Raw genomic sequence first — 11,948 nt, 5'->3', positions numbered from 1 at the left:
CAGGCGAGGGGATCAGGCGTGGGGAGCACGCAGTGTGACAGGCTTCAGCTGAGCCTGGATGCCTTGCGTCAGCAGGCGCAATTGCTCGACTTCCTGCTTCAGCTGGTCGCGCTCGTCTTTCAACTGGCGCAATTCATCGCGACGGATCGTGACGTAAAGGGTTTGTGCTGGCCGTGCTGCTTGTACTGTGCCCATTGCTCACCTCGCAAATGGCTTGCCTCAACTGTAAATCAGCCCCGACATCGGGTACTGACTTACTATCGGCGCTGATTTTGATTTCTTTTGCCCCGGAAGGGAACTTTTTTATTTTTCATGGTCGTTGTGTCTTTGGCACGATTCCGGACGTTATCTGTCTGGATCGGGCACAATGCCCGGAAACTTCATGCCAACGCTCTGGACTAACCCTTCATTAGTCGCGTTGGGCTATAACCTTTGACACACATTTATTTGTAGTAGGGAGCATCAGCACATGCAACTCGGGATTATTGGACTGGGCCGCATGGGCGGTAATATTGCGCGGCGCCTGATGCTCAACGGGCATACCACCGTTGTTTACGACCGCAATACCGCCTTCGTCGATACCCTGGCCGCCGAGGGCGCCAAAGGCGTCATTGACCTGCCGGCCCTGGTCGCTGGCCTGGCCAAACCACGAGCGGTCTGGGTCATGCTGCCGGCAGGCGCACCGACCGAAGACACCATCGACACCCTGAGCACCTTGCTCGAACCCGGCGATACCATCATCGACGGCGGCAACACCTTCTATAAGGACGACATCCGCCGGGCGAAAACCCTGTCGGAAAAAGGCCTGCACTACGTCGACGTCGGCACTTCCGGCGGCGTCTGGGGCCTGGAGCGCGGTTACTGCATGATGATCGGCGGCGAAGCCGAGGTGGTTAAGCGCCTTGATCCGCTGTTCGACAGCCTGGCGCCTGGCATGGGCGACATTCCGCGCACCAAGGACCGCAAGTCGGACGACGATCGCGCCGAACGCGGTTACATCCACGCCGGTCCCGCAGGCTCTGGCCATTTCGTGAAGATGATCCACAACGGCATCGAGTACGGAATGATGCAGGCTTTCGCCGAAGGCTTCGACATCCTCAAGACCAAGGCCAGCACCAACCTGCCGGAAGATCAGCGCTTCGACCTCAACGTCGGCGACATCGCCGAAGTCTGGCGTCGCGGCAGCGTCGTGTCGTCCTGGCTGCTCGACCTGACGGCTGACGCCCTCGCCAGCGATCCGAAACTCGACGGTTTTTCCGGCTCGGTGGCAGACAGCGGTGAAGGCCGCTGGACCATCGAAGCCGCCATGGAGCAATCGGTGCCCGTACCGGTGCTGTCGAACTCGCTGTTCTCCCGCTACCGTTCCCGCGGGCAAGGCACCTTTGGCGACAAGATTCTCTCGGCCCAGCGCTTCGGCTTCGGCGGCCATGTGGAGACTGCGAAAAAATGACCCGCTTGATCCGCACTAAATCCAAGGCAGAACCTGCACCACCGACCACGCTGTTCCTGTTCGGTGCTCATGGTGACCTGGTCAAGCGCCTGCTGATGCCGGCGCTGTACAACCTGAGTCGCGACGGTCTGCTTGGCGATGGACTGCGGATCATCGGCGTTGACCACAACGCCATCACCGATGAAGCCTTTGCGCAGAAGCTCGAAGATTTCATTCGGGCCGAAGTGGCGAGCAAGGTCGGCAAGGGCGATCAAGCCCTTGATCCGCAGTTGTGGGCCAAACTGGCCAAAGGCATCAGCTACGTCCAGGGCGACTTTCTGGACGACAGCACGTATCAGGCGCTGGCGGCGAAAATCGCCGACAGCGGCACCGGCAACGCAGTGTTTTATCTGGCCACCGCGCCACGTTTCTTCAGCGAAGTGGTGCGTCGTCTCGGCGCCGCCGGTTTGCTGCAAGAGACGCCGGACGCCTTCAGAAGGGTGGTGATCGAAAAGCCGTTCGGCTCCGATCTGCACACCGCCGAAGCCTTGAACGCGTGCTTGCTCAAGGTAATGACGGAAAACCAGATCTACCGGATCGATCACTATCTGGGCAAGGAAACCGTGCAGAACATTCTGATCAGCCGGTTCTCCAACAGCCTGTTCGAAGCCTTCTGGAACAACCATTACATCGACCACGTACAGATCACCGCCGCGGAAACCGTCGGCGTGGAAACCCGTGGCAGTTTTTATGAGCACACCGGCGCCCTGCGGGACATGGTGCCCAATCACCTGTTCCAGCTATTGGCGATGGTGGCCATGGAACCGCCGGCCGCCTTTGGCGCCGATGCGGTTCGCGGCGAGAAAGCCAAAGTCGTTGGCGCGATTCGCCCATGGTCGGTCGAGGAGGCACGGGCCAATTCGGTGCGCGGCCAATACGCCGCCGGCGAAATCGACGGCAAGCCGCTGCCGGGTTATCGCCAGGAAACCAACGTATCGCCCGACAGCACGACCGAAACCTATGTCGCGCTCAAAGTCATGATCGACAACTGGCGCTGGGTAGGCGTGCCGTTCTACCTGCGCACCGGCAAGCGCATGAGCGTGCGCGATACCGAGATCGTCATCTGCTTCAAACCGGCGCCTTACGCGCAGTTCCGCGATACCGAGGTCGATGAGCTGCAACCGACCTATCTGCGGATCCAGATTCAGCCCAACGAAGGCATGTGGTTCGATCTTTTGGCCAAACGACCTGGCCCGGCGTTGAAAATGGCCAACATCGAACTGGGTTTTGCCTATAAGGATTTCTTTGAAATGCAGCCGTCCACCGGCTACGAAACCCTGATCTACGATTGCCTGACCGGCGATCAGACGCTGTTCCAGCGCGCTGACAACATCGAAAACGGCTGGCGTGCCGTGCAGCCGTTCCTCGATGCCTGGCAGCAAGACGCGAGCGTGCAGACTTACGCGGCGGGTGAAGACGGACCGCCGGCGGCAGAAGACCTGCTGACTCGCGACGGTCGCGTCTGGCACGATCTCGGATGAGTGGAGTGACGCAGCAACCCATCCGTTTTCTACTCAGTGACATGGACGGCACGTTGTTGCTGCCGGACCACAGCCTCAGTCAGCGCACCATCGAAGCCGTGTGTTCGTTGCGCGAGGCGGGCGTGCTGTTCAGCCTCGCCACTGGCCGCCCGCCGAAAGCCATGTTGCAGCAGATCGAAGCGTTGGGCGTCGATCTACCGACGGCGGCATTCAACGGCGGCACGATCGTCAATCCCGATGGCAGTTTGCTGGTCGCGCATTACTTGCCGGCCACGGCGGCACTGACCACGTTGACGCTGTTTGTCGATCTGCCGGACATCGAGGTCTGGGTGTTCAGCGGTGGTGACTGGCTGGTGAAAGACCCGACCGGCACGATGGTGCCTCGGGAGCAGCATGGCCTGGGGTATCCGCCGGTGGTGGTGGAGAGTTTTGAGCCGTATCTGCAACACATCGACAAGATCGTCGCGGCGAGCAATAACGCGCCGTTGTTGATTGAGCTGGAGGCGCAATTGCTGCCCAAGGTCGAGGGTCAGGCGCAGGTGTCGCGTTCGCAACCGGTGTATCTGGACGTGACCGCGATGCAAGCCAACAAGGGCGCGGCGCTGGCGACACTCGCCGAGTTCCTCGGTGTGCCGCTGGAGCAGACGGCGGCCATGGGCGACGGCGGCAATGACCCCGCAATGTTTCACCGCGCGGGCTTGTCGATCGCCATGGGGCAGGCGGAAGAAGCGGTGAAGCGTCAGGCTGACGTGGTGACCGGGGCCAACACCGAAGACGGCGCGGCCCAGGCGATCGAGCGGTACATCCTCCCTCGCTAGCGACACAAAACCTAATGTGGGAGCGGGCTTGCTCGCGAAAGCGGTGTGTCATTCAACATTCAAGTTGTCTGACGCACCGCTTTCGCGAGCAAGCCCGCTCCCACATTTTTGATCGGTGTTACAGCCAGAAACTCACGGCATACCACCCAAGAACACCCATCACCACCGTATACGGCAACGCCATCCACACCATCCGCCCGTACGACAGGCGAATCAGCGGTGCAATCGCCGACGTCAACAGAAACAGAAACGCTGCCTGGCCATTCGGCGTCGCCACGCTCGGCAGGTTGGTGCCGGTGTTGATCGCAATCGCCAGGGTCTCGAAATGTTCACGGCTCATGTGGCCGGAGATGAACGCTTGTTTCACTTCGGTGATGTAGATGGTCGCGACAAACACGTTGTCGCTGATCGCCGACAGCAAGCCGTTGGCAATAAACAGCATGCCCGGTTGCTGATCCGCCGGCAGCGCCAGCACCCACTGGATCAGCGGGGTGAACAACTGTTGATCGTGAATCACCGCCACCACCGCAAAAAACACCACCAGCAGCGCCGTGAACGGCATGGCGTCCTTGAACGCATTGCCGAGGCGGTTCTCGTCCGTAATGCCCGTGAACGCTGTGATCAGCACGATCACCATCAAGCCGATCAGACCCACTTCAGCAACGTGAAAGGCCAGGCAGCCAATCAGAATCAGCGCGGCCAGCCCCTGAACGATAAGTGCCGCGCGTTGGCGCGAGGTGCGTTCGGCGTTGTCTTCGGCGGCATAGTTGGTCAGCACGGCGCGCACGTTGTCCGGCAGCAGCGTGCCGTAACCGAACCAGCGCAATTTCTCCAGCAGCACGCAGGTCACCAGGCCCGCCACCAGCACCGGCAGCGAAACCGGGGCGACTTTCAGAAAGAATTCAGAAAAGTGCCAACCCATTTCGTGGCCGATCAACAGGTTCTGTGGCTCGCCGACCAGGGTGCAAACGCCGCCCAATGCAGTGCCCACGGCGCCGTGCATCAGCAGGCTGCGCAAGAAGGCGCGGAACTGTTCGAGGTCAGCGTGATGGAGTGTTGGAAGGTGCTGGTCATCGCCATATTCACTGTCCTGACGCGGATCATTGCCCGAGGCGACGCGGTGATACACCGAGTAAAACCCCACGGCCGCGCTGATGATCACGGCGGTCACGGTCAATGCATCGAGAAAGGCCGAGAGAAACGCTGACAGAAAGCAGAACATCAACGCCAGCAACGCCTTGGAACGAACCCCGAGCAGCAGACGCGAGAACAGGAACAGCAGCAGTTCTTTCATGAAGTAGATACCCGCCACCATGAACATCAGCAGCAGGATCACCGGGAAGTTGTGCACCAGTTCGTCATACAGTGCCTGGGGGGTGGTCATCTTCAGCAGCAGCGCTTCAATCAGCAACAAGCCGCCGGGCATCAGCGGGTAGCATCTGAGCGCCATGGCCAGGGTGAAGATGAATTCCAGCACCAGCAGCCAACCGGCCGCCACCGGACCCACGGTCCACAGCACCAGAGCGTTGAGAATCAGAAAGCCGACAATGCTGGCCTTGTACCAGCGAGGTGAGTGCCCGAGAAAATTATGCGCGAACGCCTGGGCCATTGAGCCGGACATCGGCTGCTCCTTGTATTAAGAAGCGCGCAAGTTGCCGTAAGCCGAATGGAAGATCAAGCGTAGGAAATGTCGGAGTGCCTATCCCAGATACCGCGCGACGATTGCCCGGTAGTTGCCATCCAGTGAAGAGCCGCCTACGACAACGTTGCCATCGGTCTGCACGGCCAGCGAGGTCGCGGTATTCGGGCCGCGACTCAGACGGTTGCGGGTCCAGCCGTTGCCATTGCCAAAGCTGCAATCGAGCTGTCCGCCGGGCAGATGCCGGGACAGAATGAAATCGGCTTCGACACCCCCGATCGTGGCGCCAACGGTTAGCACGCTGCCGTCCGCAAGGACCTGGGCGGCGGTCCACTGGCAACCGCTGTGGCCAATTTCCAGCAATTGCGGCTGGCCGCCGTTGCAGTGAATGTCCGGGCGACCATTACTGTGGACCTTCAGTGTCATGCACTGCATCGGGTCGCGGGTGCTGCCAAAACACTGCAAATCGCCGTTGTCCTGCTGGACGATCCCGCAGACCTGAGCGTGACGCCCCTGAGCCATGAAACACATGAAGCCATCCACGGCGAAACTGTCGTCAAGGCTGCCGTCGCTGTGATAACGCGCAAGCAGGCCTTCTTCAGGAAAATTGATCGAGCCGCCCACCAGAATCCGGCCGTCAGGTTGAACCAGCAGGCTACTCAGCCAGGTGTTCATCAGCAGGTGCCTGACCAGCACGAAGCCGCGACCGTTGAAGGTGTCGTCCAGTGAGCCATCGGTGTGAAGCCGTACCAGCACGCCGACATGATCGGCCAGCTCGAAATGATGATTGGTCAGCAAAAGGATTCGCCCGTTGTCCTGTACACAGACATCACACGCTTCGGCATCCGGCACGCCAAGTGGCAACCATGCATTGCGCACGCCTTGGGAAAGATTGCCCGGCAGGCGCACGACACAGCGTCCGTTGACGCCAAATGATCGGACCGGTTTGCCCTGTTGATTGAAAAGCGCGAAGGCGGGCAGTGTCCGATGCGCATTTTCATAGTGCAGGCCGGCCACCAGAATGTGCCCATCGGCCAGTAGCAGGACTTTGCCGGCCATGGCCTCGAAGCCGCGTTCGAACTGACTGATGACGCTGCCTTGTTGGCCGAAGGCCAGGTCCGCCGAGCCGTCCTTTAGCAGGCGTGCCAGGCCAAAGCGGCTGCCACCCGGGGTGCCGACCTTTGCCGCTATCAGCAGCCGTCCCGCTGAATCAATCGCGATCCCATTGGCCATGCTGGAGGTGCTGCCAGCGAAATACACTTGGGTTTTGCCGGCGCCGGCGAAGGACTTGTCAAGTTTTCCGGCGTCGTTCAGCGTTGCAGGTAAGGCAAAGCCGTTGTGGATTGCCATGCACGCATCTCCTGCGAGTCGTCGGGATCCAGGAATAGGGGGGCGACTGGGGAAACATTCAACGCCTGAATGACCGGTTCCACAACTGAGAGAACCAACAAACGGTGGGTCGCATTGTGCCATTACAGTGTCTTTTCGAACCACTGAGAAGCCGGCCAATTAATTGACCTTCGCAAGTTCGAATAAGCGGATGTCGTCAGTGCTGGCGAATAAGGCCAGCGAACTAACGATCGAGGGGAGGGTGCGGATTACCGGAAGTAATCCGCAAAACGCTTTAGTGCGGCATCGACCACGATTGCAGCGTGTAACCTTCCAGGCTCAGCTCTTTACGGGCTTCTTCCAGAACATGTTCAAGTTGCGCAGGATCGGTGTAGGCGCTGCTTGGAATCTGCGTACGGCCAATGCGGGTACTGGTGCGGTCGATAACGGTCAGGCTGAGTTCGCCATTGCCGTCTTGTGGGGCCCAGGCCACGCATTGAAAAGGCTGGAATGCGCGGTCGGCAATCAAAAGAGCTTCGTTGATGCGGAGCGGGGCGTTCATGGGGTCTTCTCTCTGTATGCCCAATCAAGTGATGTGCCGTCGGTTGGGCTTACCGTTCGGCTGGTTACTTGTACTGATGCCCGCAACCGGGGGGTGGGTCACATACAATTAAAAGAAATTTCAACTTTCTTTCATCGGTTCAGGGTTCTGGCAGGCTTTGAAAGCTGAATGAAAGGTTTGACTCGTTAGGTAACTAACAAAGTTACTTCTTATAACTGCTTCCGCGACATTCCTATAGTCAATCGGTACAAGCCAACGTCAAATTATTGCTAATGTTACAGTCGGATCTGCCAAATGACTGTTTTTAATAATATTTCCTAAAATTTGGCGCCAAGGAACAGTCATGATCGAAGCGCCTGCGTTACGACGTCTGTTAGTGGTGGACCCGTGTGACGACTGCCATCGTCTGCTGCCGGGATTGCGTGCTGTAGGTTGGGACGTTGATAGCTGTACGTTGGAAAATGCCGGCGACCGAACCTGCGACGTCGGTCTGTTGCGTCTGCAACCGTTTCATCTGGAACGCCCCGAGGCCGTCAAGGAGTTGATCAGCCGCAGCGGCACCGAGTGGATCGCCGTGCTCAACCAGGAAGTCCTGCGGCTGCAAAATGTCGGGGACTTTGTCTGCGAATGGTTTTTCGATTTCCACACCTTGCCGTTCGATGTGTCCCGGGTTCAGGTGACGCTCGGTCGGGCATTCGGCATGGCGCGCTTGCGTGGCCAGGGCACGGTTCACATCGATCAGCCCGAGCACGAGCTGCTCGGCGACAGCAAGCCGATTCGCGAACTGCGCAAACTGCTGAGCAAACTGGCGCCCACCGAGTCTCCGGTGTTGATTCGCGGTGAGAGCGGGACCGGCAAAGAACTGGTCGCCCGCACCCTTCATCGACAATCCCAGCGGCACAGCAAACCCTTTGTCGCGATCAATTGCGGCGCGATTCCCGAACACTTGATCCAGTCCGAACTGTTTGGCCATGAGAAGGGTGCCTTTACCGGCGCCCATCAGCGCAAGGTCGGGCGGATCGAAGCCGCCAACGGTGGAACCCTGTTTCTCGACGAAATCGGTGACCTGCCGCTGGAACTGCAAGCCAACCTGTTGCGGTTCCTCCAGGAAAAACACATCGAGCGCGTGGGCGGCAGTCAACCGATTCCGGTGGATGTGCGGGTGTTGGCGGCCACACACGTTGACCTGGAAGCCGCCATCGAGAAGAAACGCTTCCGCGAAGATTTGTATTACCGGCTCAACGTGCTGCAAGTGGTCACTGCGCCGCTGCGCGAGCGCCATGGCGATCTGTCGATGCTGGCCAACCACTTCTCCCATTTCTACAGCCATGAAACCGGCCGCCGTCCGCGCAGTTTCAGTGAAGACGCACTGATTGCCATGGGCAAGCATGACTGGCCAGGCAACGTGCGTGAACTGGCCAACCGGGTACGCCGGGGGCTGGTCCTGGCCGAGGGGCGGCAGATTGAGGCCCGCGACCTGGGGCTGATCAGCCAGCAGACGATCGCCGCACCGATGGGCACCCTTGAAGACTACAAGACGCGCGCAGAACGCCAGGCGTTGTGCGATGTATTGAACCGCCACAGCGACAACCTGAGTGTCGCCGCCCGGGTGCTGGGCGTGTCGCGGCCTACCTTTTACCGACTGCTGCACAAACACCAGATCCGCTGAACGCAAGATCAAAAGATCAAAAGATCGCAGCCTTCGGCAGCTCCTACCGCATTTCTCCTGTAGGAGCTGGCGCAGCCTGCGATCTGTTGATCTTCAGACGAAAAAAGCCCCGCTGCGATTCCAGTCGCAACGGGGCTTTTGTTGTGTTTTGGATCAGAAGTAGTACGGGAATTTCAGGCTGAAGGAAAAATCTGGCGCGTCATCGGTCAGGCCGATGGCCAGGTTGGGGACGATCGTCAGATTATCGGTTGCTGCCAGGGTCATGCCGATGTTGAAGTTGGCCGCGTTGTAATCGCTGTTGGAAATCGATTGCCAATCGCCGCCGTCGGGCTTGATCTTGCTCTTGCGGGCGAACTGATCGGTGAAGGAGAACGACATACTCATCTTCTCGTTCAAGGCGAATGCAATGCCGGCGCCGACCTGCCAGGAATCACCCAGTTTCACGTCCCCTTTCACCTTGGAGCCGACCTGAGGGCTGATGTCGCTGAAAGAGTCCTCCATGTTGTAGGTGTAGGCCAGGGAGCCGAACAGCACGGCCGGATCGAAAGTCTTGACCAGCGAAATCCCCGGGGTGATCGACCAGACACCATTGCCGGTAGGCAAGTCCTCGGGTACTGCGAGGTTGTCGTTGTTCGGGTCTTCGACCAGCTTGATGCCGTAAGGGTCCTTACCGGTCGGTGCCTTGACGCGCATCGTAAAGACCGCGTCGGGCAGGTTGGCCGATTCATCCAGAAACTTGTAGGCCACGCCCACGTTCACATCGCCGATGGTCGGGTCGCGGGTAACGGTTGCGTCCGACGTCACCGGGCCTGCGCCACCTGCACCACCGGAGGAATACGTTGACTCGCGATAAACCACGGGGACGTTAATGTCGAACTGCCAGCGTTGCGCCACGTTGTAGCGGGCAGTCAGGTCCAGTGTCCAGTTGTCGGCCTTGATGCGGTCGAGGTTGATGTTGCCGAGGAAAATCGAGTCCAGTGCCAGAAAGCCATTGAGCGTCAGCGCACGTGTATCGAAGTGCGTGTAGGTCAAGCCGGTTTCGACACTGAATTTGCCGCCACCGAAGAAGCCGCTGGCTTCGTCATACAGGTTGGAAACGCTTTGCGCAGGCTCGGAATCATCCTTGAGCGATTGGCCATATGAACTGCCTGTGGTTCCCGGCGCACCGGCGGCCACCGCCTGACCGCCCCTGTTCGGTTCGGCAGGGGATTTGGTCAGGCGTTTGGGGGCCGGTGTCGCAGGTGTTTCTTCTACTTGGCGAACGCGCTGCTCAAGTACCATCAGCGCGTTCTGTTGTGCTTCGTAACGCTGTTTCAACTCCATGAGTTCTTGTTTTAGTGCTTCGACCTGGGGGTCCGGTGCTGCGTATAGCATTGTGGCCGGGGCCAGGCTGCTCAAACAGACGATAGCTCTGAACGTTAAAGATCGTTGCATGGTTTAGCCGTCCCTTCTGAGTACATCTGATGAGACAGAGCGTAGATCAGAATCCAAGCGCGCGAAGACCTTTGAGTTGATCCAGGTTGCCGTTCAGCGAACCGACTGACGGCAGGTTATCGCGCAGCACAACGTTGATCGACATCATGTTGCGGACCTGGTTGCCACCGCCGAGCAAGGTCGCGTTTTGCATAAGCCCGCCCTGGGCGAGGCGCTGCGCGGTGCTACCTTGGTTGTTGTTGGCCAGGATATTGAGCTGCACGCCCGCGCCGGTAGAGGAAATGCTCAGCGCCCCGGCACCGTTGGTGTGGGTTATGGTTGTACCCGCGGCCAGTGCTTGCCCTTGGGTGTCCATCTGTGGTGCCTGGCTACCTTTCTGGACGTTGAGATCAACGTTGTTGTAAGCACTGTTGTTGTCGCCGGCAGCACGCACAGCTTGAGTGACGCCCTGGGTCGTGCTCAAACCGTTACCGCCGCTGACGGTCCCGGTGCCCTGAGAAACCGCCGAGCCATTACCGTTTCGGTCGATCACCGACACATAGAACTGTGGCTTGATGGTTGTTTGTTGAATTTGCATCGAGGACGTTGCCCCGATCACTGCACCGTTGGCATTTTGCCAAGTGCTGGTCATGACAATCCCGAAACTGACGATCCGTCCCGGCATGACATAGCGGCCTCGCAGATTCGCCAGCTCCGAATCCTTGAGTTCAATGGGTTGGAACGTTTGTGCGTAGGTCGGCAGGCTGGCGGCCAGGCAAACCACGGCCAGCCAGATTGGAGTCTTCATTAGATGCTCCCGGAGCGTCGTGCTCCTTTTTATTAGAAGAAGTCGCTTCGGATAAATCCGAAGTCCATCAACTCTGCGTCTTGTACCGGGCTGAAGGTGTCGATGCGGTTCTTGGCGGTCAGTGGCAGGGGTGGGTCGAGCAGCGCGTTGGTTTTGTCGTAGCCCTGGCCAATGATGGCAAAGATGATGCCGTTCCAGCCTTTGACAAAGTCGTCGACTTTGTAGCGTTTATGACCGAGTACCGGATCTCCGATATAGACCCAGCCCTTATGGACTCTTTGCATGACCACAAAATGTTTGTAGCCACGGATATCCATGAGCACCACAACCGGAATTTTGATGTCATTTAGCGTTTCCGCCGCTACCCGGTAGCCACGGGCCCGCATGCCGATACTTTCCACGTAACGCTTCATGTCGAGCATGGAGAAGCCCTGAACGCGGACAAGGTCTTGATCGGCGTGTGCCAGCATGCCTTCGATGATCTGTTCTTCATTCACGTCCAGCCAATAGGCCTGGCGCAATATGGTTGCCAGCGCAGCTGCGCCGCAACTGAAGTCGGTTTTCTGTTGCACCAGGTCGGCAAATTTACGCTCGCGTACGCTCTGGATCGGCTTGTACACCACCGCGCCGCCAGGCAGGACGGAAAGCGGCATTTGTGCAGCCTCGATCACACTGGACACGCAAAGCAAAAATACCAAGGCGATAATGCGCATGGTGGGACGCCCTCTGGTTGTGGTGAA

11 protein-coding genes are annotated in these 11,948 nt (G+C 58.8%); 4 read left to right on the top strand and 7 right to left on the bottom strand.

What is annotated here, in order from left to right; genetic code table 11:
* Positions 1-12: 12 nt before the first annotated feature.
* Positions 13-195, bottom strand: coding sequence for a DUF6026 family protein (locus ACA073_RS14820; RefSeq protein WP_497397229.1), 183 nt, complete (start codon positions 193-195; stop codon positions 13-15).
* 274 nt (positions 196-469) lie between these two features.
* Here ACA073_RS14820 and gnd point away from each other — a divergent pair, with 274 nt between their 5' ends.
* The 3 genes from gnd to ACA073_RS14805 are packed head-to-tail and all read left to right on the top strand — an operon-like array spanning position 470 to position 3,788.
* Positions 470-1,450 (top strand): phosphogluconate dehydrogenase (NAD(+)-dependent, decarboxylating), encoded by a 981-nt coding sequence (gene gnd / locus ACA073_RS14815; protein ID WP_497397227.1) that lies wholly within the window; start codon positions 470-472, stop codon positions 1,448-1,450.
* Entirely contained in the window at positions 1,447-2,970 is a 1,524-nt protein-coding gene (gene zwf, locus ACA073_RS14810) for a glucose-6-phosphate dehydrogenase (protein ID WP_497397225.1), read from the top strand. The genes gnd and zwf overlap by 4 nt, the downstream gene beginning before the upstream one ends.
* The gene (locus ACA073_RS14805) at positions 2,967-3,788 is read left to right on the top strand and encodes an HAD family hydrolase (protein ID WP_497397223.1); all 822 of its coding nucleotides are present in this window, start codon (positions 2,967-2,969) and stop codon (positions 3,786-3,788) included. The genes zwf and ACA073_RS14805 overlap by 4 nt, the downstream gene beginning before the upstream one ends.
* A 118-nt stretch (positions 3,789-3,906) precedes the next feature.
* On the opposite strand, the gene nhaB is transcribed toward ACA073_RS14805, so the two are convergent.
* The 3 genes from nhaB to ACA073_RS14790 form a co-directional block, all read right to left on the bottom strand.
* On the bottom strand, positions 3,907-5,409 hold the full coding sequence (gene nhaB, locus ACA073_RS14800) for a sodium/proton antiporter NhaB (RefSeq protein ID WP_497397221.1): 1,503 nt from the start codon (positions 5,407-5,409) through the stop codon (positions 3,907-3,909).
* A gap of 78 nt (positions 5,410-5,487) precedes the next feature.
* Entirely contained in the window at positions 5,488-6,777 is a 1,290-nt protein-coding gene (locus tag ACA073_RS14795; protein WP_497397219.1) for a hypothetical protein, read from the bottom strand.
* A gap of 274 nt (positions 6,778-7,051) precedes the next feature.
* Positions 7,052-7,318 carry a hypothetical protein gene (locus ACA073_RS14790; RefSeq protein WP_497397217.1) on the bottom strand — a complete coding sequence of 89 codons (267 nt, stop codon included), beginning with the start codon at positions 7,316-7,318 and terminating at the stop codon, positions 7,052-7,054.
* A 343-nt stretch (positions 7,319-7,661) separates the two neighbouring features.
* Between ACA073_RS14790 and ACA073_RS14785 the strand changes: the two genes are divergently transcribed.
* Positions 7,662-8,987, top strand: coding sequence for a sigma-54 dependent transcriptional regulator (locus tag ACA073_RS14785; RefSeq protein ID WP_461950648.1), 1,326 nt, complete (start codon positions 7,662-7,664; stop codon positions 8,985-8,987).
* 153 nt (positions 8,988-9,140) lie between these two features.
* On the opposite strand, the gene fapF is transcribed toward ACA073_RS14785, so the two are convergent.
* The 3 genes from fapF to fapD are packed head-to-tail and all read right to left on the bottom strand — an operon-like array spanning position 9,141 to position 11,921.
* Positions 9,141-10,421, bottom strand: coding sequence for a fibril amyloid transporter FapF (fapF, locus tag ACA073_RS14780; protein WP_497397215.1), 1,281 nt, complete (start codon positions 10,419-10,421; stop codon positions 9,141-9,143).
* Between the two features lie 46 nt (positions 10,422-10,467).
* Entirely contained in the window at positions 10,468-11,208 is a 741-nt protein-coding gene (fapE, locus tag ACA073_RS14775) for a fibril amyloid subunit FapE (protein WP_497397213.1), read from the bottom strand.
* Positions 11,209-11,240: 32 nt separating this feature from the next.
* Complete coding sequence (gene fapD / locus ACA073_RS14770; protein ID WP_497397211.1) at positions 11,241-11,921, bottom strand: fibril amyloid maturation endopeptidase FapD; 681 nt, start codon at positions 11,919-11,921, stop codon at positions 11,241-11,243.
* Between the last annotated feature and the right edge of the window lie 27 nt (positions 11,922-11,948).

The organism is Pseudomonas sp. LBUM1670 (assembly GCF_059695695.1).
The sequence above is the reverse complement of the archived record's forward strand: the minus strand, read 5'-3'. Positions and strand labels throughout refer to the sequence as shown.

Coding starts and splice junctions, on each gene's coding strand:
- fapE (WP_497397213.1), bottom strand. CDS start 11,208: ATGAAGACTCCAATCTGGCTGGCCGTGGTTTGCCTGGCCGCCAGCCTG.
- fapD (WP_497397211.1), bottom strand. CDS start 11,921: ATGCGCATTATCGCCTTGGTATTTTTGCTTTGCGTGTCCAGTGTGATC.
- nhaB (WP_497397221.1), bottom strand. CDS start 5,409: ATGTCCGGCTCAATGGCCCAGGCGTTCGCGCATAATTTTCTCGGGCAC.
- ACA073_RS14820 (WP_497397229.1), bottom strand. CDS start 195: ATGGGCACAGTACAAGCAGCACGGCCAGCACAAACCCTTTACGTCACG.
- ACA073_RS14805 (WP_497397223.1), top strand. CDS start 2,967: ATGAGTGGAGTGACGCAGCAACCCATCCGTTTTCTACTCAGTGACATG.
- fapF (WP_497397215.1), bottom strand. CDS start 10,421: ATGCAACGATCTTTAACGTTCAGAGCTATCGTCTGTTTGAGCAGCCTG.
- gnd (WP_497397227.1), top strand. CDS start 470: ATGCAACTCGGGATTATTGGACTGGGCCGCATGGGCGGTAATATTGCG.
- ACA073_RS14795 (WP_497397219.1), bottom strand. CDS start 6,777: ATGGCAATCCACAACGGCTTTGCCTTACCTGCAACGCTGAACGACGCC.
- ACA073_RS14785 (WP_461950648.1), top strand. CDS start 7,662: ATGATCGAAGCGCCTGCGTTACGACGTCTGTTAGTGGTGGACCCGTGT.
- ACA073_RS14790 (WP_497397217.1), bottom strand. CDS start 7,318: ATGAACGCCCCGCTCCGCATCAACGAAGCTCTTTTGATTGCCGACCGC.
- zwf (WP_497397225.1), top strand. CDS start 1,447: ATGACCCGCTTGATCCGCACTAAATCCAAGGCAGAACCTGCACCACCG.